The sequence below is a fragment of the Corallibacter vietnamensis genome (assembly GCF_039537875.1).
Classification (GTDB): Bacteria; Bacteroidota; Bacteroidia; order Flavobacteriales; family Flavobacteriaceae; genus Corallibacter; species Corallibacter vietnamensis.
The window spans coordinates 237,983-261,724 of the sequence record NZ_BAABBI010000001.1 but is presented as its reverse complement, the minus strand read 5'-3'; the positions used below and the strand labels follow the sequence as shown (position 1 = coordinate 261,724).

24 protein-coding genes and 1 pseudogene are annotated in these 23,742 nt (G+C 32.6%); 16 read left to right on the top strand and 9 right to left on the bottom strand.

Going from position 1 to position 23,742, the window contains the following annotated elements:
- Window positions 1–10 precede the first annotated feature (10 nt).
- The 15 genes and pseudogenes from ABD690_RS01295 to ABD690_RS01225 all read left to right on the top strand — a co-directional run bounded on the left by ABD690_RS01295 (window position 11) and on the right by ABD690_RS01225 (window position 13,044).
- The gene (locus tag ABD690_RS01295; RefSeq protein WP_344726245.1) at window positions 11–877 is read left to right on the top strand and encodes an acyl-CoA thioesterase; all 867 of its coding nucleotides are present in this window, start codon (window positions 11–13) and stop codon (window positions 875–877) included.
- A complete protein-coding gene (locus ABD690_RS01290; protein WP_344726243.1) occupies window positions 877–2,106 on the top strand; it encodes a BaiN/RdsA family NAD(P)/FAD-dependent oxidoreductase in 1,230 nt (409 codons plus the stop codon). The genes ABD690_RS01295 and ABD690_RS01290 overlap by 1 nt, the downstream gene beginning before the upstream one ends.
- Before the next feature lie 41 nt (window positions 2,107–2,147).
- A pseudogene (locus tag ABD690_RS01285) lies at window positions 2,148–2,543 on the top strand (endonuclease domain-containing protein).
- Window positions 2,544–2,557: 14 nt separating this feature from the next.
- Complete coding sequence (locus tag ABD690_RS01280) at window positions 2,558–3,082, top strand: DUF1697 domain-containing protein (RefSeq protein ID WP_344726241.1); 525 nt, start codon at window positions 2,558–2,560, stop codon at window positions 3,080–3,082.
- Between the two features lie 9 nt (window positions 3,083–3,091).
- The gene (locus ABD690_RS01275; protein WP_344726239.1) at window positions 3,092–4,177 is read left to right on the top strand and encodes a diphosphomevalonate decarboxylase; all 1,086 of its coding nucleotides are present in this window, start codon (window positions 3,092–3,094) and stop codon (window positions 4,175–4,177) included.
- Between the two features lie 16 nt (window positions 4,178–4,193).
- Window positions 4,194–4,544 carry a four helix bundle protein gene (locus tag ABD690_RS01270; protein WP_344726237.1) on the top strand — a complete coding sequence of 117 codons (351 nt, stop codon included), beginning with the start codon at window positions 4,194–4,196 and terminating at the stop codon, window positions 4,542–4,544.
- A gap of 38 nt (window positions 4,545–4,582) precedes the next feature.
- On the top strand, window positions 4,583–5,512 hold the full coding sequence (locus tag ABD690_RS01265) for a mevalonate kinase family protein (protein WP_344726235.1): 930 nt from the start codon (window positions 4,583–4,585) through the stop codon (window positions 5,510–5,512).
- Between the two features lie 58 nt (window positions 5,513–5,570).
- A complete protein-coding gene (locus ABD690_RS01260; RefSeq protein ID WP_344726233.1) occupies window positions 5,571–6,485 on the top strand; it encodes a geranylgeranylglycerol-phosphate geranylgeranyltransferase in 915 nt (304 codons plus the stop codon).
- Between the two features lie 75 nt (window positions 6,486–6,560).
- Complete coding sequence (locus ABD690_RS01255) at window positions 6,561–7,436, top strand: pseudouridine synthase (RefSeq protein ID WP_344726231.1); 876 nt, start codon at window positions 6,561–6,563, stop codon at window positions 7,434–7,436.
- Window positions 7,437–8,105: 669 nt separating this feature from the next.
- On the top strand, window positions 8,106–9,506 hold the full coding sequence (locus ABD690_RS01250) for an arginine decarboxylase (protein ID WP_344726229.1): 1,401 nt from the start codon (window positions 8,106–8,108) through the stop codon (window positions 9,504–9,506).
- Window positions 9,496–10,437: an agmatinase gene (gene speB / locus ABD690_RS01245; protein ID WP_344726227.1), complete on the top strand. Its 942-nt coding sequence runs from the start codon at window positions 9,496–9,498 to the stop codon at window positions 10,435–10,437. Before ABD690_RS01250 ends, speB begins: the two co-directional genes overlap by 11 nt.
- The gene (locus tag ABD690_RS01240; protein WP_344729269.1) at window positions 10,427–11,401 is read left to right on the top strand and encodes a deoxyhypusine synthase family protein; all 975 of its coding nucleotides are present in this window, start codon (window positions 10,427–10,429) and stop codon (window positions 11,399–11,401) included. The genes speB and ABD690_RS01240 overlap by 11 nt, the downstream gene beginning before the upstream one ends.
- 3 nt (window positions 11,402–11,404) lie before the next feature.
- Window positions 11,405–11,734 (top strand): hypothetical protein, encoded by a 330-nt coding sequence (locus tag ABD690_RS01235; protein WP_344726225.1) that lies wholly within the window; start codon window positions 11,405–11,407, stop codon window positions 11,732–11,734.
- A gap of 117 nt (window positions 11,735–11,851) precedes the next feature.
- Window positions 11,852–12,265, top strand: a complete 414-nt coding sequence (locus ABD690_RS01230) for a VOC family protein (protein WP_344726223.1) — start codon at window positions 11,852–11,854, stop codon at window positions 12,263–12,265.
- Window positions 12,265–13,044 (top strand): RMD1 family protein, encoded by a 780-nt coding sequence (locus tag ABD690_RS01225; RefSeq protein ID WP_344726222.1) that lies wholly within the window; start codon window positions 12,265–12,267, stop codon window positions 13,042–13,044. Before ABD690_RS01230 ends, ABD690_RS01225 begins: the two co-directional genes overlap by 1 nt.
- Here the strand turns inward: ABD690_RS01225 and ABD690_RS01220 are convergent.
- From ABD690_RS01220 to ABD690_RS01195, 6 genes are read right to left on the bottom strand one after another with little or no spacing between them, the layout of a single operon-like run.
- On the bottom strand, window positions 13,041–13,865 hold the full coding sequence (locus ABD690_RS01220; protein ID WP_344726220.1) for an alpha/beta hydrolase: 825 nt from the start codon (window positions 13,863–13,865) through the stop codon (window positions 13,041–13,043). The genes ABD690_RS01225 and ABD690_RS01220 overlap by 4 nt on opposite strands.
- Complete coding sequence (locus tag ABD690_RS01215) at window positions 13,846–15,192, bottom strand: MptA/MptB family glycosyltransferase (RefSeq protein WP_344726218.1); 1,347 nt, start codon at window positions 15,190–15,192, stop codon at window positions 13,846–13,848. The genes ABD690_RS01220 and ABD690_RS01215 overlap by 20 nt, the downstream gene beginning before the upstream one ends.
- A gap of 38 nt (window positions 15,193–15,230) precedes the next feature.
- Entirely contained in the window at window positions 15,231–16,715 is a 1,485-nt protein-coding gene (locus ABD690_RS01210) for a cellulose synthase family protein (RefSeq protein WP_344726216.1), read from the bottom strand.
- Window positions 16,712–17,404, bottom strand: coding sequence for a glycosyltransferase family 2 protein (locus ABD690_RS01205; protein ID WP_344726214.1), 693 nt, complete (start codon window positions 17,402–17,404; stop codon window positions 16,712–16,714). The genes ABD690_RS01210 and ABD690_RS01205 overlap by 4 nt, the downstream gene beginning before the upstream one ends.
- A 44-nt stretch (window positions 17,405–17,448) precedes the next feature.
- Window positions 17,449–19,044 carry a 4Fe-4S binding protein gene (locus tag ABD690_RS01200; RefSeq protein WP_344726212.1) on the bottom strand — a complete coding sequence of 532 codons (1,596 nt, stop codon included), beginning with the start codon at window positions 19,042–19,044 and terminating at the stop codon, window positions 17,449–17,451.
- Window positions 19,041–20,345, bottom strand: a complete 1,305-nt coding sequence (locus tag ABD690_RS01195) for an NAD(P)/FAD-dependent oxidoreductase (protein WP_344726210.1) — start codon at window positions 20,343–20,345, stop codon at window positions 19,041–19,043. Before ABD690_RS01195 ends, ABD690_RS01200 begins: the two co-directional genes overlap by 4 nt.
- A 144-nt stretch (window positions 20,346–20,489) precedes the next feature.
- Between ABD690_RS01195 and ABD690_RS01190 the strand changes: the two genes are divergently transcribed.
- Entirely contained in the window at window positions 20,490–21,449 is a 960-nt protein-coding gene (locus ABD690_RS01190; protein ID WP_344726208.1) for a glycoside hydrolase family 113, read from the top strand.
- On the opposite strand, the gene ABD690_RS01185 is transcribed toward ABD690_RS01190, so the two are convergent.
- Genes ABD690_RS01185 through ABD690_RS01175 form a run of 3 tightly spaced genes read right to left on the bottom strand, consistent with a single transcriptional unit; the run spans window position 21,442 to window position 23,736 of the window.
- Window positions 21,442–22,158 carry a TIGR04283 family arsenosugar biosynthesis glycosyltransferase gene (locus ABD690_RS01185; protein WP_344726206.1) on the bottom strand — a complete coding sequence of 239 codons (717 nt, stop codon included), beginning with the start codon at window positions 22,156–22,158 and terminating at the stop codon, window positions 21,442–21,444. The two genes, ABD690_RS01190 and ABD690_RS01185, sit on opposite strands and share 8 nt — an antisense overlap.
- Entirely contained in the window at window positions 22,151–22,849 is a 699-nt protein-coding gene (locus ABD690_RS01180; protein WP_344726204.1) for a DUF547 domain-containing protein, read from the bottom strand. The genes ABD690_RS01185 and ABD690_RS01180 overlap by 8 nt, the downstream gene beginning before the upstream one ends.
- Window positions 22,846–23,736: a sterol desaturase family protein gene (locus ABD690_RS01175; RefSeq protein ID WP_344726202.1), complete on the bottom strand. Its 891-nt coding sequence runs from the start codon at window positions 23,734–23,736 to the stop codon at window positions 22,846–22,848. The genes ABD690_RS01180 and ABD690_RS01175 overlap by 4 nt, the downstream gene beginning before the upstream one ends.
- Window positions 23,737–23,742 lie beyond the last annotated feature (6 nt).

Here is a 23,742-nt window from a genome sequence, read left to right as displayed (position 1 = left end):
TAAGTAAATTATGACTTCAGTTGATGATTTATTACATCTTTTAAATTTAGAAAGTATAACCGAAAATCAATTTCAAGGGTATAATAAAACCGTAGGAAGCCCAAATGTGTTTGGTGGTCAGGTTTTGGCGCAGGCCATTAATGCAGCTTCACAAACCATAACTAATAATAGAGTTTTGCACTCTATGCATGCGTATTTTTTAGAAGCAGGAAATTTAGAACTTCCTATAATTTATAATGTGGCTTTGGTGAGAGATGGCGGAAGTTTTTCGGTACGTCGTGTCACAGCAGACCAAAACGGAAAAACCATTTTTATTCTTTCGGCATCGTTTCATAAAAAAGAAGATGGTTATAATCATCAAATTGATATAAATACCAAGGTAAAGCAACCAGAAGAACTAATGAGTTGGACTGATATGCTAGGGCAATTTGGCGATGCGATTCCTAAAAAAACTAAAGGATTTATTGAAATTGAACGCCCAATTGAGTTTAAACCTGTTGAGGTTGTAAATCCGTTTAATAAAGAAGATTTACCACCTTTTACAAACGTGTGGTTTAAATTAAAAGGTGACACAAGTAATTTGAATTTAGCATCAAAGCAGCAAATTCTAACCTATGTTTCAGACTATAATATTCTGGCTGCTGCAATGAATCGTCACGCTAGTAAAGCACATTGGGGAAATACGCAAACCGCTAGTTTAGATCACTCTATGTGGTATTTTAGAGATTTTGATTTTGACGATTGGTTGCTGTATTCTATTGAATCGCCTAATACCTCAAATGCACGCGGATTTGCCAAAGGAAACATTTTTACACGCGACGGAAAACTTGTAGCTTCAGTGGCTCAAGAAGGATTAATGCGTCCATTAAATAGCTAATGAAACATTACGACGTTATAATAATTGGAGGTGGTGCAGCAGGTTTTTTTGCGGCTATTAATTGTGCGGAGCAAAACCCAAAGCTCAATATCTGCATTCTTGAAAAAAATAAAGAAGGCCTACAAAAGGTGAAAATTTCTGGAGGTGGTCGCTGTAATGTAACGCATGCAGAGTTCATGCCGCAGGAATTGGTAAATAATTATCCAAGAGGCGAAAAGGAGTTGTTAGGACCTTTTCATCAGTTTATGACAGGTGATACCATTGAGTGGTTTGATAAACGTGGTGTGGCATTAAAGATAGAAGAAGATGGTCGTATGTTTCCAGTAACCGATTCGTCGCAAACCATTATAGACTGTTTTTTAAACGAAGCCCAAAAACTTCAAATAGACGTTTTGTACAGCCAAAATGTTCAGGATATTGAAATTTTAGAAGCGCAAGAGGTATTTCAAATTAAAACAAAAGACACCAATTTTCAATGCGAAAAGCTACTTGTAGCCACAGGAAGTAGCGTGAAATTCTGGAAACTAATATCTCAATTAGGTCATACGATTGTGCAGCCTGTTCCGTCACTATTTACATTTAATATTAATGATAAACGCATCAAAAACATTCCAGGAGTTGTTGCTCAAGATGTAGAAGTTAACATATTAAAAACCGATTTATCATCGCAAGGACCTTTGCTTATTACACATTGGGGAATGAGTGCGCCTGCTATTTTAAAATTATCGGCTTTTGGCGCAGTGGAATTAGCAAAAATGGATTACAAATTTCAAATTGAAATTAATTTTATAAAGCAAGGTTTTGAGAGTTGTTTAGATCATCTCAAAGCTATCAAACACGATTTTGGTAAAAAACTAGTTTATAAATTACCACAGTTTGAATTGCCTAAACGCTTATGGCAACAATTGGTTTTAGCGTCTGGTATGACTCAAGATACACGTTGGGCAGATGTAAATAAGCAAGAATTAGACAGTCTTACAGAGCAGTTAACACAAGCTGTTTTTGATGTCAATGGAAAAAGCACGTTTAAAGACGAATTTGTTACTGCAGGTGGTATCGATTTAAAAGAAGTTAATTTTAAAACATTTGAAAGTAAGCGCGTTCCTAATTTATATTTTGCTGGCGAAGTACTCAATATAGATGCCATTACAGGCGGCTTTAACTTCCAAAATGCTTGGACAGGAGCTTTTATTGCCGCAAACACGATAGCCAAAAAAAGTCCCCTCTAAAAAGAGGGGATTTGGGGTGTGTTCATATAAATTAGTTTCGAATGAAAATTTATTACAATCCAAAACTTAAAGAATTAGCAAGGCAACTTCGGAATAACGCAACAAAGTCAGAAATTAAACTTTGGACTTATTTACGCAGAAGCCAGATGTATGGATATGATTTTCACAGACAAAAGCCTATTGATGAATACATCGTTGATTTCTTTTGAAATAAATTACAACTAGCTATAGAGTGTGATGGATATTCCCACGAAATATTAGAGGTTTATGAAAAGGATGTGAAAAAGACAAAACGATTGAATGATTTAGGAATTTATGTTTTGCGTTTTTCTGATTTTCAAATCATGAATGATATTGATAATGTTATTAGAGCAATTGAAGATTATATTCTTAAATTTGAAGAAAATAATACACCTCCCTTAATCCCTCCTTTCTAGGAGGGAAATAAATTATGAAATATATAGCACTACTTCGTGGTATTAATGTATCGGGACACAAGAAAATCCCGATGGCAGAATTACGTGCACTATTAACAGATTCTGGTTTAGAAAATGTGCAAACTTATATTCAGACAGGTAACGTCATTTTTGATGCGGCTGCATCTGCTGAAATACTTAAAAATCAAATAGAAGTTGCTATAAAAAATCATTTTGGCTTTGATGTGCCTGTTTTGGTAATAACGCCTAAAGTACTGCGACAAATTTTTAATGATTGTCCTTTTTCTGAAGAAAAAAAGCAAAACAGTTACTTCTCATTATTATATGATGCGCCAAAACAAGAATTGATTGATGCTGTTGCAGAAATAAAATACCCAAACGATGAAGTTTCAATAGCCAAAAACTGTATTTATTTTTACTGTTTCACAGGTTATGGGAAAACCAAATACAACAATAATTTCTTCGAAAAGAAATTAAATGTCACAGCAACTGCTAGAAACTATAAAACAATGCTAAAGTTGTTATCTTTGTCGGAATAATTAGAGATAATGACCGAACAAGATTTTATTCCAAAGCCCTATACAAACACTTTAAAACAAGGAAAAGTCACTTGGGAATCGCCTAGTAACATTGCCTTGGTGAAATATTGGGGAAAACGCGATCCGCAAATTCCAGAGAATCCATCTATAAGTTTTACGTTAAGTCAATGCAAAACCATAACAACACTATCATACAAGCAAAAGGAGGCAATTAGCGATTTTTCGTTTGATGTGTTTTTAGATGGTGAAAAAAAAGATGCTTTTAAACCAAAAATTGAAACATTCTTTAAGCGTGTTGAGCAATATGTGCCGTTTTTAAAGGATTTTCATTTTACTATTGAAACAAAAAACACGTTTCCGCATAGTTCAGGAATTGCATCATCTGCTTCAGGAATGAGTGCTTTGGCATTGTGTTTAATGAGTGTTGAAAAACTGATTAATGTAGAAATGTCTAATACGTTTTTTAATCAAAAAGCATCGTTTTTGGCGCGTTTAGGTTCTGGTTCGGCATGCAGAAGTGTAGAAGGCGATTTAATTGTTTGGGGACACACAAAACACGTAGCTGAAAGCAGTGATTTGTTTGGAGTGAAATATCCTTATGCGGTTCACGACCATTTTAAAAACTATCAAGATACCATCTTGTTGATTGATAAAGGCGAAAAACAAGTAAGTAGTACCGTTGGTCATAATTTAATGCATAATCATCCGTATGCAGCAAGTCGTTTTCAGCAAGCTCATGATAATCTTGAAAAGCTAAAACCAATTCTAGAAACTGGTGATTTAAAGAGATTTATCAACCTCATGGAAAGCGAAGCGTTAACCTTGCACGCGATGATGATGACTAGCAATCCGTATTACATTTTAATGAAACCAAACACCCTAGAAGTAATTAATCGTATTTGGAAATTTAGAGAAAATACAGGTTTGCATATTGGTTTTACGTTAGATGCAGGTGCTAATGTTCATATATTATATCCAGAATCTGAAAAAGTAGAAATTCTTAACTTTATTGAAAACGAATTAGTTGCATATTGTAAAAATGGCGAATATATTTGCGACCAAATTGGTTTTGGGGCTCAAGAAATTAATAATTGAAAATGGATAATTGATAATGAAAAAAGACAATGTTATCAAGCACAAAAGTTTTCAGTTTGCAATTAAAGTTGTTGAGCTCTATAAGTTTTTATCAAGCTCTGAAAAAGAGTTTGTTATGTCAAAGCAACTTCTAAAATCAGGCACATCAATAGGTGCTAATGTAAGAGAGTCAGAACACGCCGAAAGTAAAGCAGATTTTATTCATAAACTTTCAATAGCTTTAAAAGAGGCAAATGAGACGTCGTATTGGTTAGAATTGTTAAAAGCTACTGGTTATTTGGAAAATTCTGATTATCTTGGTCTTAAGAATGATGTTAATGAGATTTTAAGATTATTAATTAGCATAATTAAAAGCGCTAAAAGATAATAATTGTTAATTTTGCATTATCAATTGTCAATTGAACTATGAAAGGACCACTTTTTTACTCAAAAATCCTACTTTTTGGAGAATATGGAATCATTAAAGATTCCAAAGGATTATCTATTCCGTATAATTTTTATAATGGTGCTTTAAAAGTAGCATCAGAGCTTACTAATGAAGCAAAAGCATCCAATGATGCTTTAAAACGATTTGCTGATTATTTAGAGCAAGTTGATGCAGAATTAGTGACTTTTGATATTGAAGCGTTAAAGCAAGATATTGACAGCGGAATGTATTTTGACTCGTCTATACCGCAAGGTTATGGTGTAGGAAGTAGTGGTGCACTTGTTGCAGCGATTTACGATAAATATGCTCATGATAAAATAACCGTTTTAGAGAATTTAACACGTGAAAAGTTATTGCAGCTTAAAGCTATTTTCTCTGAAATGGAATCCTTTTTCCATGGAAAATCTTCTGGATTAGATCCGTTAAACAGTTATTTGAGTTTGCCAATTCTTATCAATTCAAAAGATAATATTGAAGCGACTGGTATTCCGGCTCAACAAACCGAAGGTAAAGGTGCTGTCTTTTTATTAGATAGTGGTGTTGTAGGAGAAACAGCTCCTATGGTAAGTATTTTTATGGAAAACATGAAACAAGAAGGTTTCCGTAATATGCTTAAAGACCAATTTATAAAACATACCGATGCTTGTGTTGAAGACTTCTTAAAAGGTGATATTAAATCATTGTTTAATAATACCAAGCAATTGTCTAAAGTGGTTTTAAATCATTTTAAACCAATGATTCCAAAGCAATTTCATGAACTATGGAAGAAAGGTTTAGAAACCAATGATTACTACTTAAAGCTTTGTGGTTCTGGTGGTGGAGGCTATATTTTAGGTTTCACTGAAGATATTAATAAAGCCAAAAAAGCGTTAGAAGGTTATAAACTAGAAGTAGTTTATAATTTTTAGGTCTTTTTTGTAGCTCCATGCATCTATTGGAGTAACTTCAAAATAATCCTTTATTCTCATGCTAACCAGAAAACAAAAACATATACTACTTAAGTTTTTCAGTATGTTTTCTGTGATTAGAGGCTATAACATTTTGGTTGTAGTAATTGCGCAGTATTTAGCATCTATTTACATTTTAGCACATGATAAACCGGTAAAGGAAGTCGTTCTAGACCTTAATTTATTAATGTTAGTTCTTGCTTCGGCAGCTGCTATTGCTGGAGGTTATATTATTAATAATTTCTACGATTCTGAAAAGGATTTAATCAATAGGCCACAAAAATCTATGCTAGATAGGTTAGTCAGTCAAAACACAAAATTGTCATTTTATTTTGTGTTGAATTTTGTGGCGGTTATTATGGCTAGTTACGTGTCATTTAGGGCGGTAGTGTTCTTTTCGGTATACATTTTTGGTATTTGGTTCTATTCTCATAAGTTGAAAAAAATGCCGTTTGTTGGTAATTTAACATCGGCAGTACTTACAATAACTCCCTTTTTTGTTGTTTTTATTTATTACAAAAACTTTGAGCATGTCATTTTTGTACACGCTATGTTTCTATTCTTAATAATATCTATGCGTGAGCTTACTAAAGATTTAGAAAATATAAAAGGCGATCTAGCACAAGATTATCAAACGATTCCTATTCGTTATGGCGAAAAGGCATCAAAATATATGCTAACAATTTTAGGTATTTTAACAATCATACCAGCTTTTTTACTTATTTACAAGTTTCAAGTAGGCGATATGAGTTACTTTTTTTATTTGTGTGTTTTATTATTGATAGGTTTTTTAATTTTATTATGGAAATCTAAAAATAAGGCACATTATCTTATCTTACATAATATTCTTAAAGTGATTATTTTAGCAGGTGTTTTCAGTATTCCTTTGATAGATATATCATTGGTTTTGAATAAAATCACTTTTATGCAATAAGCAATAAATTATCATTTATCTTTGCAGCAAAATTTAATATTAATTAAAACAATCTCTGTTTTACAGGAAATAGATATGAGTAGACAGCAAGGAACCGGTGGAAAAGGAAAATCTTCAGGACGAGGGTTTAAAAATGGAAAAGATAAAGTTTCCGGAAGAGGAAGAGACAATGCCAAAAGCAAGAGTTTTGCTAGAGGTAATGCTCCTATGAAAAAATCAGCACAGCCTAAAAAAGCATCAGATTCTGATGCAATTAGACTTAATAAATATATCGCTAATTCAGGTGTGTGCTCTCGTCGTGAAGCCGATGAGCATATTGCAATTGGTTTGGTTACTGTAAATGGTAAGGTGATAACCGAGATGGGTTATAAAGTAAAAATGGATGACGATGTGCGTTATGATGGTGCTCGCATTAGTCCAGAGAAAAAAGCTTATGTGTTACTTAACAAACCTAAAGGCTTTGCAACAACTACAAGCGAAGGAAAAGGACGCACTGTAATGGATTTGGTAGCAAATGCAACCGCTTCTAGAATAAAACCTATTGGGCGTTTAGGAAGAAACTCTACAGGGTTATTGCTATTTACAAATGATGATAGTGTTGTTAAAAAGTTTACTAATTCTAAAAACGGCGTTTCACGTTTATTTCAAGTAGAGCTTGATAAAAACCTTAAGTTTGAAGACTTAAAAGCCATACAAGAAGGTTTAAAAATAGAAAACAACCTAGTAACAGTTGAAGAAATTAGTTATATAGAAGGTCAGAGTAAAAATCAAATAGGTTTAAAAATAAAGAATACCGGAAACACCATTATCCGTACTATTTTTGAGCACTTAAAATATGATATTATAAAGATTGATTGTGTAGCAATTGCACACCTTACTAAAAAAGATATCCCTCGAGGTCACTGGAAACATTTAACCATACAAGAGATAAATACTTTAAAAATGTTATAATACTTTAAGAGAAGTTATAATAAATAGCAACAATATTAAGGCAACACAAAGGTTTCGTAATGATAAACTTTTGTGTTGTTTTTTTATCAGAAAAATCTTAAAAAAGGAATTTCAAGAAGATTAAAGATGTGAATAGCGTTTTTTTAACAAGTATAGCTTATATAGCTAAAACCTGTTTTTTTCTATTAAAGTAGGCGAAGAGTTGTTGTAAATCCTTTTGAATTAAATTAATAAGTATCTGTTTAGCGTGTGAATAGGTTTTGATTTAAGAGTGAAAATCATGCTTTAGAGTAATTAAAAGCATTGAAAATCAGTCGATAAAAAAATATTTCAAAAAAACTTTTTTTTTCAAAAAAATGTATTTCATTTGCAGTGCATTTAGCTGAACAAATTGAAATCTGTTTTTACGTTCGGGTTTTTGAACATCAGGAAGTCATATTCAAAAACTGCTTATCGATTAAGTAACCGAATTTTAGAGCTAACTTCCGCTTTCTACATCGTTATGAGCCAACATTTGTTTGGTTTCATGCCTACAACACATCCACAATTACAAGTTTGATGTAAGTGTAAAACGCACTATAAAAATGTATAACAACATTTTTAATAGTTGCTTTTTATTTACTTAACACATTGTTTATTTATATCACTTACATTTAACTATTTATAAAAATGAATACAAAATACATTGATTTAATCAATCAATCATTTTATTTCCCTCAAGAGGAGTTTAAACTTGAAGGAAACCATTTACAATTCCATGATATCGATTTAAAACAATTAATCGAAACTTATGGCGCACCTTTAAAATTTACGTATTTACCACAAATTTCTAACAATATAAATCGCGCAAAAAAATGGTTTGCAAACGCCATTGAAAAGCATGATTACAAAGGGAAATACAATTACTGTTATTGTACAAAAAGTTCTCACTTTAAACATGTTTTAAACGAGGCTTTAAAAAATGATATCCATATAGAAACATCATCAGCTTTTGACATTGATATTGTAGAGGCTTTAAAAGCAGAAGGAAAAATAACAGACAAAACCTTTGTAATAAGCAATGGTTTTAAAAGAGCGCAATATGTGACCAACATAGCAAGATTAATAAATAATGGTCATGAAAATGCAATCCCAGTTATTGATAATTATGAAGAAATAGATTTACTATCTGAAGAGATTAACGGCTCGTACAACATAGGTATTCGTATTGCTTCAGAAGAAGAACCAAAGTTTGAGTTCTATACATCTAGATTAGGAATAGGCTATAAAAACATTGTGCCATTTTATAACAAGCAAATTAAAGACAACAAAAAAGTGTCTTTAAAAATGTTGCACTTTTTTATCAATACAGGTATTAGAGACAATGCATATTACTGGAACGAACTTACAAAGTGCTTAAAAGTATACGTAAGCTTAAAAAAGATTTGTCCAAGTTTAGATAGTTTAAATATTGGAGGTGGCTTTCCTATAAAAAATTCATTAGGTTTTGAGTTTGATTACGAATATATGGTAGATGAAATCATCAATCAAATAAATATTATTTGTGAAGAAGAAGGTGTTGATGTGCCAAATATATTTACCGAGTTTGGAAGCTTTACAGTAGGAGAAAGCGGTGGCGCTATTTATGAAGTCTTATACCAAAAACAACAAAACGACCGTGAAAAATGGAATATGATTAACTCATCATTTATCACAACACTACCAGATACTTGGGCTATAAACAAGCGTTTTGTTATGTTGCCTATAAACCGTTGGAACGATAGTTACGAGCGTGTTTTATTAGGAGGCTTAACTTGTGATAGTGACGATTATTACAATAGCGAACAACATATGAACGCTATATATTTACCAAAATACAATAAAGATAAACCCTTGTATATTGGCTTCTTTAACACAGGAGCTTATCAAGAAACCATTGGTGGATTTGGAGGTTTGCAACACTGCTTGATTCCGTCGCCAAAACATATTTTAATTGATAAAGACAACGATGGAAACATCACAACAAAATTATTTAGTGAACAACAAAAAAGTGAAGACTTACTTAAAATTTTAGGTTACCATGAGCAATAAAACGTATGCTGGAATTTCAGAAGAATATTCCAAATTAGACAGTTCAAAAATTGTTTTAATTCCTGTGCCTTATGATGGTACAAGTACTTGGCAAAAAGGAGCAGATAAAGGTCCAGATGCTTTTCTTGATGCATCAGAAAATATGGAGCTTTATGACATTGAAACCGATACAGAGGTTTACAAGCAAGGTGTGTTTTTAGCAGATGCAATTACTGAAAGTGCATCACCTGAAGCTGTAGTTGATGCGGTACATGAAATGACTAAAAAGTATATTAAACGCAATAAGTTTGTAACCCTTTTTGGTGGAGAACATTCTATTTCAATAGGAAGTATTCGTGCATTCAACGAGTGTTTTGATAACCTAACAGTATTACAAATAGATGCGCATGCTGATTTGCGTAAAGAATATGAAGGTTCAAAATGTAATCATGCTTGTGCGGTTTATGAAGCAAGTCAAACAACCAACTTAATTCAAGTAGGAATTCGTTCTATGGATATCATGGAAAAAACGGTGATGGACGAAGAGAAAACTTACTTTGCTCACGAAATGGCTGTTGATGATAACTGGATGGATTCTGCAATAGATCAAATGACAGATAATGTGTTTATCACCTTTGATTTAGATGCATTAGATCCATCAATTATGCCTAGTACAGGAACACCAGAACCAGGAGGTTTATTCTGGTATGAAACATTAGAGTTCTTAAAGCAGGTTTTTGCTGAAAGAAACGTAGTAGGTTTTGATATAGTAGAATTATGCCCTAATAAAATTGATAAATCATCAGACTTTTTAGCAGCTAAATTATATTATAAAATGCTTACTTATAAGTTTCTAGATGATGCTGTAGATGATGATTATGACAATAATTTTAATGAGAGTAATTCAAGTATAAATAAATTTTCTAAATTTCATGATGACGATGACAACTAAAGGACACATATCACAATTCATAGAAAAATATTACCTGCATTTTAATGCAGCTGCATTAGTTGATGCAGCCAAAGCATACGAAGACCAATTAAACTCTGGAGCTAAAATGCTCGTGTCTCTAGCAGGAGCAATGAGTACTGCAGAGCTTGGGAAAATTTTTGCTGAAATGATACGTCAAGATAAAGTGCAAATAATTTCTTGTACAGGTGCAAACCTAGAAGAAGATATTATGAATTTAGTTGCGCACTCGCATTACGAGCGTGTTCCAAACTATCGTGATTTAACACCACAGCAAGAATGGGATTTGCTAGAGCGAGGCTTAAATCGTGTTACAGACACATGTATTCCAGAAGAAGAAGCTTTTAGAAGATTACAAGAGCATATTTTTAAAATTTGGAAAGATGCTGAAGAAGCTGGAGAACGTTATTTTCCACATGAGTTTATGTACAAAATGTTATTGAGTGGAGTTCTAGAAGAGTACTACGAGATAGACTTAAAAGACTCTTGGATGTATGCAGCAGCAGAAAAAAACTTACCAATAGTTGTTCCTGGTTGGGAAGACAGTACTATGGGTAACATTTTTGCAAGTTATGTACTAAAAGGAGAGCTAAAAGCAAGTACCATGAAATCAGGAATTGAGTACATGACATTTTTAGCCGATTGGTATACAGATAATTCAGAAAACGGTATTGGTTTCTTCCAAATTGGTGGAGGTATAGCTGGCGATTTTCCAATTTGTGTGGTGCCAATGCTTTATCAAGATATGGAGCGAACTGATACGCCGTTTTGGAGCTATTTCTGTCAGATAAGTGATTCAACAACAAGTTATGGGTCATATTCAGGCGCTGTTCCTAATGAGAAAATCACTTGGGGGAAATTAGATATTAACACACCAAAATTTATTATAGAAAGTGATGCTACTATTGTTGCACCGCTTATATTTGCTTACCTACTAGACATGTAAATTATGAGTAATAAAAGAGATAATCTTAAACGCGTAATTGTTGACTTTAAAAAGTTAACGCCAGAAATTTTAGCCCTATTGGTTGAGAAATATCCTGATGGTTATGATGAAGATCATATCATATCATTTAGAAACGCCAATAATGAAATTGTTGAAGCTGTAGAAGTAACAACCCATGACACTAAATACTTGGTAAAAGTAAGTACCAAGCTAGCTGTTACTATGGAGAATTATGAAGAAGAAGATTATGACGATTATGATAGTGATGACCCAGAAGCAGTTCAAGATCCAGAGTTATTATCAGATGATGATGCTTCTGAAGACGAAGATTAAAAATTAAAAGCTTCAAAAAATATAAGCGATAAGTTGTCTAAATTTTAGGCAACTTATTTTTATTACCATAGTGTTACAATAACAAAAAAAGTTTAAATTCATGTAAACGAGTTAGTTATGAAAGCACAATTCCATTTAGCGTTGCCTTGTTTGAGTATAAGCCGTACAAAAACATTCTATACAGAAAGTCTAGGAGCAACAATAGGTAGATCGGCTCAAAACTGGATAGATATTAATTTGTTTGAAAACCAAATTACTTTTACTAAAAGTGGACCATTTCACTTTGATTATAAAAGCTATTCTTTTAACGGTGATATACTGCCGTCTTTTCATTTTGGTGTTATTTTAAATAATGACCAATGGACACAAGTGTTACAAACTTTAAAAAGTAAACACATAAAAAGTTTAACAGAAGTTCAGTTTTTACAAGATAAAACAGGAGCTCACGCCTCTTTTTTTGTAAAAGATCCAAATGATTACACAGTAGAGTTTAAGTGTTTTAATAATAATCAAGACGTATTTAAGTATTAATGTATAACGTTGTTGCGTATCAAGTTGCAAACGCTATTCAAGTAAAAGACTGTAAACAGCAGTTAGAATGGCGTTTGTTGTTTTCTGATAGCGATGAGCTATTTTATAAGTATTCTCAAGACAAATTTATCTATATTTTTCAGTATGGAATGATGAGCTTTTTTAATATGTCTGATGTAGAAATATCAGATGTTTTAAAGTTCTTAAAGCCATTTTGTAAAGAATATATATCAGACAAAATATCTGAAGAAGTTACAATTGCTATTCAACCTGAAGTTATAAAAATTGAGTTTGAACAAATTATTTTACCAAGTGTAGACGAAGAAATGATTCGATTAGTGATGCTTAATGCATCACAATCTGTAGCATTAAATCGCTATTCTGAAATAACTGAAGAACTTCTAGTAGAAACAAATCAGCATACCTTATATCTTGAAAACAAAGGGAAGCTGGATATTTCAGGTAATAAACTAAAACGATTTATTGGTAAAACACTTAATATAAAGAATAAAATCTCTGAAAACCTTTACATTTTTGATGCACCAGAAATAACATGGGAAGACGAACAACTTAACAAGCTTAATGCGGACTTAAAACAAACGTTTGATCTAAAAGATCGTTACCATCTTATTCATGATCGTATAGATATTATTAAAGAAAATTTAGAGCTTTTTAAAGATATTATGGATCATAATGAAAGTAGCCGCTTAGAGTGGATTATCATTATTCTAATTCTTGTTGAGGTGGTTGATATGTTTATTGCTAAATTTTTATTTTAAAGCAATTCTTTAAGAGCGTCGTAATATTCTTTTGTGATATGTAATCCATTATGGCCGCCATCTATTACAGGGTGTAAGGTGATGTTTTCTGGACTTATGGCTTTAAGTTTTTTAGCATTAGTATCTGGATGTATTAAAAAGTCTCTTGTACCGTAAAAAATATGAATAGGACAGGCTATTTTTTCAATATACACATACGTCGTAATATCATACTTAACTAAAAAACGCGGAATAGGTGGAGCAATTTCTTCTGATATTAATGTTTTCCATGAGTAATATGGCGCATTTAATATAAGCATTTTAGGGTGGTTTTTGGCGGCTGTATAAGCTGCCAAGCCACTACCTAATGAGTATCCTAAAACAATGATTTTGTCTTCGTTATATCGCTGTTTTATAAAGTTGTAAACTTTTTGAGAGTCATTAAAGAGTTGTTCTGTATTTTTGTAGCTACCATCACTTTTTCCATAACCGCGATAGTCGAAAAAGAGGATGTCATAACCATTATTCATATACAAAGGAGCCCGTTTTCCCCAATCATGAATAGCACCTGCATTACCATGAAAGTAAATAATAATGCCTTTTCTAGGTTGTTGAGTTTTGAATAATAAAGCATTCAAAAAAATGTTTTCTTCAACAGGAATGTTTATTTCTTCAAAATCTTCTTGAAAAGTATATTGATAGTTTTTTTCCAAATGTTTAGGATTGAAAAAGAAGCGTTCTTGCTTAAAATAAACAAACACTAATGATAATAAGTATATAATCACTAATGATGCAATAATACGTAATAAGCGCCTGAAAAGTTTAGGTAAGTTTATCTTCAAAAGTGTATCTTTTTTTTGTCAACTCATACAAAAATACACTAAAAACTATAATATATTCAAGTGCGATAGCCCATATATTTTCTTGATAATCAGCTTGTATGTAAGCTGTGTAGCTTAAAATTACCATAAAACTCCAAACTAGAGCAAATCTAAATCGCGTAAAAATACTTAAAAAAAGTAGCGTTGCTATATACCAAGGGTGTACGGTAGTTGTCGTAAAATAATAAAATGTCAACGATAAAAGCATAGCTGTAATAAGTTGCTTTGTTGTTTTGTTTTTTCTAGCCAAAGCCATTATTAAAACAAAAAGAAACACGACAATAGCTGTATACTTCCCAATAATAGCAATTTCATTATATCCTCTAAAAAAATAACCTATTTCTCTTGCTATATAATACAAACTAGCATTAAATTCAAAATTTTGAAACCACAAACCAACAGTTTCAGCATAGTTATTTATAAAAGTTGAATTATAAAAAGGAGCGAAAAGGGAAAGCGTTACTGTAGTCACAATACCGTAAAAGACAATGCTTTTTTTTAATCCTAATTTTTGATATAAGAGAGGTAAAAATATTAAGGGAATTAATTTTATTGATACAGAACAAGCAAATGTTATAGCGGCCCAATGCCATTTACCTAACTGAATTAGATATAAACATACAACTAAGAAAAAAATCATCACACTTTCAAAGTGTAAATTGCCGGTCATCTCTATAATAATAAACGGATTTAAAATATACCAAAAGATGTTATGAGCAGGTAATTTTAGTTTTTCAAGAAGTCTTTTTCCAAAGTAAAGAGTGCCAAAATCTGCTGCAATTATAAGAAATCGCAATACAATAACAGAACCCAAAATGTTTTTTCCAGCAAAGAGTCCTGCAATTACAAAACATATTTGGTTTAGTGGTGGGTAGTTTGTGAAATGACTAGCGCTTAAAAGCCCCATGCCATTATATAATTCTTGGGCCTGTGCTATGGGAAATGTGTTCTTTGCTATAAAGGATTCAGGTGTAAAAAGATATGGGTTAATACCTTCAATAATCATACGTCCATCCCATATAAAACGGTAAAAGTCTTGTGATAAATTGGGAATGGCTAAAATAAATACGGCACGAAAAAGAAATGCAAGCCACGTAAGTAGTTTGAAGTCGTGTTTTGCAAACTGTAATATTTTATAAAACAAGAAAAACAATCCAGCATAAAGCATTAATAATTTTATGGTGTCTGTTCGTTCTAAATCGTAAGCAAACGCTATATAAAAAGCCAAGCTTACTACTGCTAACAATAAAGGTGTTTTATTCAATTTAAAATAATGCGCTTTTGTCATACATTAAGTATATAGAATTGGCAGCGATCAAAAAAGATTTAGCTACGAACACGAATTGATTTTAAAAACACATAGCCAAAACCTAAAAACAGCATCAAATGAAACCCAAAGAAGCCAAAATCACCTTCTTTAGTAATAGTAAAAGCACTGTATAAACCAAAACCAAAATAGAGCATTAATAAGCCTTCAAAAATGGTGCTTATTGAGAGTTTTTTGTTGAGATACTTATTACTTTTCCAAGAGTCTTTAATAGTGCTAATATTAAATTTTGGTGTTCTTATAAAATCGCTACGTTTACCTAAATGACCTTCAATAACGGCAATGGTATTATGAAGAGAAAAACCCATAATAATCGTAAAAAATACGAAAAACAACCCAATGTAGTTGATAAAGTTTTTAAAACCTTTACCATAAATTGTTTTGTACATATACCAATAATAAATAAAAAATATAACTGAACTTAAAATAAAAATTCCGAGGCCTAATGCATACATTTTAAAAGGCTCAAGTTGTTTTATGTACAGCATGGGAATACTTAATATGGCAAGTACAAAAATACTTAAAAACATACTGCTATTAAGTAAGTGAAATAAGCAGTGTACTTTTGTAGATGGCGATAGGTTTTTGGCTAATAAAACTTTAAAAAATGATTTTCTAAAATTTTCAGCAGCACCTTTATTCCATCTAAATTGCTGTGATCGGGCTGCGCTAACAGCAACAGGTAATTCGGCTGGTGTTTCTACATGCTCAAGATATTTAAACTCCCAGTGTTTAAGTTGAGCGCGATAGCTTAAGTCTAAATCTTCAGTTAGTGTGTCTGCAGTCCAGTTACCTGCATCTATAATACAGTTTTTACGCCATATGCCAGCGGTGCCATTAAAATTAATAAAATGCCCTTGTGTGTTTCTGCCTACTTGTTCAATAGTAAAATGTGCATCTAGAGCAAAGGCTTGCACTTTAGTTAGTAAGGAGTAGTTTCTATTAATATGTCCCCAACGTGTCTGAACGACACCTATTTTTTCATTTTTGAAATAGGGTACGGTTTGTAGCAACCAGTCTGATTTGGGTAAAAAATCTGCGTCAAAAATAGCGATGAATTCTCCTTTAGCTGTTTTTAATCCTTCTTTTAATGCGCCAGCTTTAAACCCTGTGCGTATATTACGCTGTATGTGTTGAATGTCTAGCCCTGTTTCTCGTAATCTTTGTATATGAGCAGCAGTTGTTATTACTGACTCATCTGTAGAATCATCTAATACCTGAATGTCAAGTTTATCTTTAGGGTATTTAATTTTAGCAATATTATCTAATAAACGCTCCATGACATACAATTCGTTATAAACCGGTAGCTGAATTGTTACGCGAGGGATTTCATCCGTTTTGTTTAAGTCAAGTGGTACATTAGTATGAGAGTTTTTCTTGACTTTTATGTAATTGACTAATAAGTTGAGTTGTACTAAAGCATACAGGAAAATGAGTAATAATGCTAAAGCGTAAATGGTAATGATAATGGTTTCAATAATCACGATTTAAAACTGTATTTAAAAATCCAACATAGTATTTTATAACCGGCCATGATACTCCCGGTAATGGTTCCAGATACTTTTGAAACACCAATGCGTTTTCTGTAATGTACTGGAATTTCTTTATAAGATATTTTTTGTCGTAATGCCTTAAGTTGCATCTCAACCGTCCAACCATATGTTTTGTCTTGCATGTTTAAATGTAATAAGGTGTCATAAGAAATAGCACGAAAAGGTCCTAAATCTGTGAATGTAGATTTGAAAAACCAGTGCATTAATGTTGTTGCAAGCCAATTGCCAAAAATTTGTTGTGGTGTCATAGACTGTGGTTCTCGTAATGCTTTAACACGGGCGCCAATAACTAAATTTGCCTGTTTCTCAAGTATAGGTTGAATAAGCTTTGTTAGTTCTTCTGGATAATCGCTGTAATCACCATCAAGAAAAACAATAATATCGGGCTTTTGAGTTTGTTTTGCCACATAATCCATACCTTTTAAACAGGCGTAGCCATAACCTTTTCTAGGCTCCTTTAAAACTGTTGCTCCAGCTTTTTTTGCATGAGCTTCGGTAGCATCAGTAGAATTATTACTTACAACAATAATTTCACTTACTACATTTGGAATGTCTTGAACTACACTTGCAATAGAGTCTGCTTCATTAAAAGCAGGTATAATAACAATTATTTTGGGCATGGACGAATTTTTTAAAAAAAACAAAAATACAATGTTTTTAAGTGTTATTTCTGGTTAACTAAATCCATTAAATCCACATCATTTCCTAATAAGATCTCATTAGGATTAATACGCCCGTTCATGCTGTCGTTTTCTAATTTTAAAACGCCTCTTGGGCAAACAGCAGAGCATATACCGCAGCCTACACAACTTGATCGAACAATGTTCTCTCCTTTTTGAGCGTAAGCTCTAACATCTATACCCATTTCACAATAGGTTGAACAATTACCACATGATATACATTGACCGCCATTGGTAGTAATTCTGAATTTTGAAAACAGACGTTGTTGAAATCCTAAAATAGCGGCCATTGGACAACCAAATCTGCACCACACACGATTTCCAAGAATCGGGTAAAAACCAGTTCCTATAACTCCAGAAAATATAGAGCCTATAAAAAATCCATAAGAAGCTCTCAAGCTTTCAGCTTCAAATAAAAATAGGTGAGTACTATTTGAAAAATAGTGTATACTTATAAGTGCCAGAATAAGCACAAAATAACCTATGGCACCATAACGTGCATCTTTACCTAACTCTTGCCTTTTGAATATCATGGTTAACACAAACACCAATGTTAAAAACATGGCAACTAAGGCTAGAAATACATCTTTGGTTAGCCAATATTTGTTTGGATCATAACCTAAATAGGTGTGAATAACAGCTGTAGTCATAAGCACTACAAAAACTAAAACTGTGTGTACTAGCCATCGTTCTATTTTCCATGCCGATAGTTTTTTACTGCTTAATTGCCTAAATGGATCTCCAGCAGTTTCAGCTAGACCGCCGCAACCACAAACCCACGAACAGTACCAGCGTTTTCCATACTTGTATGTTAGAATTGGCGTAATTATAAAAATAGATGCGATACCAAAGATTAGTAAGGCTAGGCCAATATTTCCAGCGCTTATCATAGAGTCTACACGGTATTGTTCAAAGTTGTAATAGTTTAATGGCCAAACATTTTTCAAATCATAATAAGGTAAGCTAAAAGAGTCAGAATTTAAGCGTGCCATAAACTCTGGTATTAAAAAAGCAAATGCAAGTTGAAAAAACATAACAGAGCTTGTACGTAATTGTTGGTAACGGTTATGTCTGTATTTTAGTAAGAATTTAAACCCAAAAGCAATAATTGCTATGGTGTATAAAGTTCCGTAAACAAACCATTGGCTTGCAGGATTACCACTTAAAAGCTTGCTTAAAGGGTCAAATAAAGCAATTAATCCGGTGTTGCTGTCACCATCTTTGGCTAGACCAAGTAGTTCTGGATAAAAGTAAAGAACAATGTAAAATAAGGTTAATACTACACCGGTTAACCAACCCATTAATCCTCTTGAGGAAATAGATTTAAACCAAACACCATCATTTTTAATTCCTTTGATTTTATTGAGGTAAGCGTCTATTGAAAAACCGCCAATGCCAATAATTATTAATGATATCGCAAGGGCAAGTATGTATCCAGAGGTAATGTCTAAATTATATAATACCAACACAAGTATAAAAAGTCCTGTTACACCTAAACCAATAAATAGCTTTTGTGTTGATGAAGTATGGTATGCATCTGGTTTAGCTATAGACATACTCTTGTGTATTGTATTACTCATGATGTTAGTGTTTGTAAATTATTGTAGAATGCTTGCGCTATATCTTTTTCAAAACGGTTAAAAAATTCTGGATCAAAATTGGCTTCAGAAAGGTGGTTGATAACATAATCTACAGGTTGTTTTTCTGTAAGCCATTTATTAAATGTTTCATGTTTCATTCTGATACCAAAGGTATTGATGCCTTTAAATTCTTGCGTGATATGATTATACTCAATAGTTATCCCTTTTGTATAGTCACTGTGTTTCCAATGGAAGTGGCTGTGGGTTTCTTGTGGCTTTGCAAATACCCAACCATATGTTTGATACTCTATATCAAAAAATTTAGCTGAATTAAACCAGTGTCCAGGTTTGTATGCCATGCGGTTATCACAAATAGTTTGTGCTACAACTTCACCCATCATCCTGCCTGTGTACCAAACAGCCTCAATTGGTTTGCGATTGCCTATAGCTTCGCGTTGTTCTGCACAGTCTCCAATAGCATAAACGTCAGCGATGTTGGTCTCTAAATATTTGTTGACTAATACACCGCGATTTATTTCAATATTAGAAGTTTTTAAAAAATCAATATTTGGAGAAACGCCAGCTGTTAGCCCAACAAAATCACAAGGAATCTCTTCGTTAGTTTCCTCAACAATGACAGATGTCACTAAACCGTCTTTATCTGCTTTTATTTCTTTTAAGTTTGAAGATACTCGTAAATCTATATGATGCTCCTTAATATGATTTGTAACTAATAGGCTGTCATGTTCGGGCAATACAGAATTCCAAAAGCTAGAATCACGAACTAAAAAAGTTACAGGAATGTTTCTGCTATTAAGCATCTCTGCTAGTTCAACACCTATTAATCCGCCGCCTACAATAACAGCACGTTTACATTGTTTATTGTTTGGAGCATAAATTTCTAGGTTTTCTAAATCCTGTTTGCTGTATAAACCTTGTACACCTTTAGAGTCTTGGCCAGGCCAACCAAATTTATTGGGTTTGCTACCACTGGCAATAATTAATTTGTCATAGTTTATGACTCCTGTGTTTGTGAGTTGAAGTGTTTTTGTTTTTACATCAACATGTGTAACATAATCATTTACAAGTTCAATACGGTTTTTCTTCCAAAACCAATTCTCATAAGGTTGTGTGTGTTCAAAACGCATATGACCCATATAGACATACATCAGAGCTGTTCTTGAAAAAAAAAAGTCACTTTCAGCTGAAATAATAGTAATTTTTTTATCTGATAATTTCCTAATGTGTCTTGCGGCTGTAACACCAGAAATACCATTTCCAATAATAACTATATGTTCCATATTTTTGTTTCTTTGAAGAGTTTGTCGAAGGTTTTGTTAATTTCCTGACAAAATAATTTAGCATTGTTTAAATTTAAATATTAATTGACACTTATGAGGTTTCTTTTTCATCTTTGTTTGATATTTATTTTTAGTTCTTGTAGTATGACAACGTTTCATACTGCAAAAGTTAATGGTGTTAGTTTTGTGTCTTCAAGAGATTCTATTTCTGAAAAGCATGTACAACCAATTTTAAGCACACAGGCAAATTATACAGCTATTATGCCTTTTGGATTTATTAGTGATCTTGAACATCCAGAATTGCATTATGATAGCGACAGGCAGTGGTTTGGTGAGACAAGACAAGGAGTAAGGCAATATATAAGTGCTTTGAAAAAAAGTGGGTTTAATATTATGTTGAAACCTCAAATATGGGTGTTTCATGGGAGTTATACAGGACACATAGAAATGAAAAACGAACCCGCTTGGCAAGAGTTTGAAAAAACTTATAAAGCCTTTATATTGGATTTTGCAATGCTAGCCGAAGAGATGCAGGTTTCAATATTTTGTATAGGAACAGAGCTTGAAAAGTTTGTTCAGCATAGACCTGATTATTGGTTTGAATTAATAAGTGCTGTTAAATCTGTATATACAGGAAAACTTACTTATGCTGCTAATTGGGATGAATATACACGTACACCATTCTGGAGCCAATTAGATTATATAGGAATAGACGCATATTTCCCTGTTAGCAATATGCAAACGCCAACTGTTGAAGATTGCTTAATAGGCTGGAAAGCCTATCATAAGGCTATTGAAAAGCATTCTGAAACTTATAATAAGCCAGTTCTTTTTACAGAATTTGGATATCGAAGTGTAGATTTTTCAGCAAAAGAACCTTGGAAATCTGATAGAAGCATGACAGCAACGAATATGCAAGCTCAAGTAAATGCAACTGAAGCTTTGTTTGAAACCTTTTGGCAGGAAGACTGGTTTGTTGGTGGTTTTCTATGGAAATGGTTTCACGATTATGAAAACAGTGGTGGTGCCAACAATAATCAATTTACGCCGCAAAACAAACCCGTTGAGGCTGTTATAAAATCCTATTACAAAACTTTTAAGTGATGTGTTTTTGATAGTATTTGTATAAATTTTCTGGAGATGCTCCTAGCCATTTTTTTATATAAATCATCCAAAAATGATATTGTAGTTTCCAGATACCATGTTTTTTATAACGTCTTGTTGAGGTTTTAATATTGTGGTTTATTACAATAAATTGGTTGCGTTTGTAGAGTTCATTAATTAAAATATAGTCTTCATAAATAGTAAATGTTTCATCATAACCGCCTATTTCTTTAAACAAAGTTTTAGTAATAAACTGGCTTTGATCACCACCTCGACAAGCTTTCCAGTTAAATTGGGTAAACCACCCAGCCAATCGTAACCACCAATGATTGCTATCAAATTTGAGCTTAAAACAGCCTGCTAAATGCCCTTTTTCTACTGTATTAATGATTAATTTGTCAAAGTTTTTAGGTGGATAAGAATCGGCGTGTAAAAAATAAAGAATTTCACCTTTAGCTATAAGGCTACCAGCATTCATTTGTTTAGCTCTTCCTTTTAATGAATTTATAAGATGGAAATTTATACAATCATTAGTTGAATTTTGAACAAAATGATTGACAATGTTCAGGGTATTGTCAGTGCTGCCACCATCAACAATAATAATTTCAGCAATGTTTGCGTGTAAAGAGTTTTCTGTTAGATACTGTAGTAAGGAAACAATGGTGCTTGCTTCATTTAAAACAGGAATAATAATAGAGATTTTATTCATTTAAACTCCAGTTGTAATCTAAATAATCTATGTTAGCATTTGATAATACTCTTACATCAGAATAGGTGTTTATAAAGTCAATAAGACTACCGTTCTTTTTAAAATCTTTAGCAAACCATTTGAATATTTTTGAAATTTCAATGTTGCTTTCGGATATTTTGTTTCTGCTGGTATCAGATAAAAAATCTTTAGTGGCTTGAGTAAGTTGCTTGTTTAGTTTTTCAGGAGTATAAGCTTCGTTAAGAAGTTTAGGGCAAGAAGCCGATGCACAGACAATCGCGAAGTGTATACGAGGTTCGTTAAGTGTTCTTAATATCTCATGCTCAATGTAATTTAATGATATTTTTTTATTTGCTAGAGGTATAAACTTTTTATCCCAAGGTTTTTTTAGGTCTTTGATGCTTTTTATGGGATAGTTGTCAATAATTAGTTCAATAGTGAAAGCATTGTAAGCATTAATCCAATAAGCTAGTACTTGCTCTTTTGACCATGAGTTTTTTGGTGAAATTTTTGAATACTGCTCTAAATAAGTATCTAAAGATGCTTTGTTGGTCTTTATAGCTTTGTAATTTACTTGACCGTTAGGGCTTACATGCTTTTGTAGTATGCTGGTTAAAACACTGTAATCTATTTGTTGCGCAGTGGCATTCAGACTTATGAAAATAATAAGTAAAGAGATTAAGTGTTTCATTTATTTTTTTTTGACAACGGATACAACTCTTGATTAATAAAATCTTTAGGGAAATGTTCATCACCTTCAAACCCTAGTTCAATATTTCTGCCGCTGTGAGGGACATGATTGGTTTTAAAAATATAATCCCAAAGACTTAAGGTTAGTCCAAAATTTACACCATGCCTTACATGCTTTGGTAGTTCTTTGGCGTGATGCCAAATATGCATTTTGGGATTGTTAAGGATGTATTTTAAAGGGCCGTAATCCCAGCCTAAATTGGCGTGGTTTAAGTGTCCTATGGCGATTGCAAAAAAGTGAACAATAGCAACATCTTGGGCGTCAAATCCGCCAATGATTGCTATTGGGATGTATAGTAAAGATTTGTAAACAACGGGTTCCATCCAATGATATCGTAAATGTGCTGCAAATCCCATCTCTTTAACGGAGTGGTGAACTTTATGAAAATTCCAAAGGAAAGGTATAGCATGTAATAATCTATGTGTATTCCATTGTATAAAATCACTTACTAAAAAGAAAATGAATAAACCAGCCCATTTAGGTAGGTTGTCTACGTCAAATAATTGTAAATCAGATAATGATATCCCAAAAACACTTAATAGGTCATTAAATATTTCAGCAGCAGTGTTTGATAACGCAATGAGGATGATTAAGTTTAATAAGAAAAAATTAAAAAACATGTAAAACGTATCTAGCCAAAAATCTTTTCTAAAAATAGATTGTTCTTTTCGCCAAGGGAATGCGATTTCTAAAATCCATACGGCAAATGAAATAAATATTAATCCGTAGAAATAATTATCCCAATGATTTATGTGAATGAGTTCCTGCTTAAGGTAATTCCAATAATCAGCGTAAGAGTTTTTTATGACGTCAAGGTACTTTTCCATAAATTA

Coding starts and splice junctions, on each gene's coding strand:
- ABD690_RS01290 (WP_344726243.1), top strand. CDS start 877: ATGAAACATTACGACGTTATAATAATTGGAGGTGGTGCAGCAGGTTTT.
- ABD690_RS01200 (WP_344726212.1), bottom strand. CDS start 19,044: ATGAGTAATACAATACACAAGAGTATGTCTATAGCTAAACCAGATGCA.
- ABD690_RS01280 (WP_344726241.1), top strand. CDS start 2,558: ATGAAATATATAGCACTACTTCGTGGTATTAATGTATCGGGACACAAG.
- ABD690_RS01250 (WP_344726229.1), top strand. CDS start 8,106: ATGAATACAAAATACATTGATTTAATCAATCAATCATTTTATTTCCCT.
- ABD690_RS01205 (WP_344726214.1), bottom strand. CDS start 17,404: ATGCCCAAAATAATTGTTATTATACCTGCTTTTAATGAAGCAGACTCT.
- ABD690_RS01270 (WP_344726237.1), top strand. CDS start 4,194: ATGAAAAAAGACAATGTTATCAAGCACAAAAGTTTTCAGTTTGCAATT.
- ABD690_RS01260 (WP_344726233.1), top strand. CDS start 5,571: ATGCTAACCAGAAAACAAAAACATATACTACTTAAGTTTTTCAGTATG.
- ABD690_RS01255 (WP_344726231.1), top strand. CDS start 6,561: ATGAGTAGACAGCAAGGAACCGGTGGAAAAGGAAAATCTTCAGGACGA.
- ABD690_RS01180 (WP_344726204.1), bottom strand. CDS start 22,849: ATGAAACACTTAATCTCTTTACTTATTATTTTCATAAGTCTGAATGCC.
- speB (WP_344726227.1), top strand. CDS start 9,496: ATGAGCAATAAAACGTATGCTGGAATTTCAGAAGAATATTCCAAATTA.
- ABD690_RS01225 (WP_344726222.1), top strand. CDS start 12,265: ATGTATAACGTTGTTGCGTATCAAGTTGCAAACGCTATTCAAGTAAAA.
- ABD690_RS01215 (WP_344726218.1), bottom strand. CDS start 15,192: ATGACAAAAGCGCATTATTTTAAATTGAATAAAACACCTTTATTGTTA.
- ABD690_RS01190 (WP_344726208.1), top strand. CDS start 20,490: ATGACAACGTTTCATACTGCAAAAGTTAATGGTGTTAGTTTTGTGTCT.
- ABD690_RS01295 (WP_344726245.1), top strand. CDS start 11: ATGACTTCAGTTGATGATTTATTACATCTTTTAAATTTAGAAAGTATA.
- ABD690_RS01230 (WP_344726223.1), top strand. CDS start 11,852: ATGAAAGCACAATTCCATTTAGCGTTGCCTTGTTTGAGTATAAGCCGT.
- ABD690_RS01175 (WP_344726202.1), bottom strand. CDS start 23,736: ATGGAAAAGTACCTTGACGTCATAAAAAACTCTTACGCTGATTATTGG.
- ABD690_RS01195 (WP_344726210.1), bottom strand. CDS start 20,345: ATGGAACATATAGTTATTATTGGAAATGGTATTTCTGGTGTTACAGCC.
- ABD690_RS01265 (WP_344726235.1), top strand. CDS start 4,583: ATGAAAGGACCACTTTTTTACTCAAAAATCCTACTTTTTGGAGAATAT.
- ABD690_RS01185 (WP_344726206.1), bottom strand. CDS start 22,158: ATGAATAAAATCTCTATTATTATTCCTGTTTTAAATGAAGCAAGCACC.
- ABD690_RS01240 (WP_344729269.1), top strand. CDS start 10,427: ATGACAACTAAAGGACACATATCACAATTCATAGAAAAATATTACCTG.
- ABD690_RS01235 (WP_344726225.1), top strand. CDS start 11,405: ATGAGTAATAAAAGAGATAATCTTAAACGCGTAATTGTTGACTTTAAA.
- ABD690_RS01275 (WP_344726239.1), top strand. CDS start 3,092: ATGACCGAACAAGATTTTATTCCAAAGCCCTATACAAACACTTTAAAA.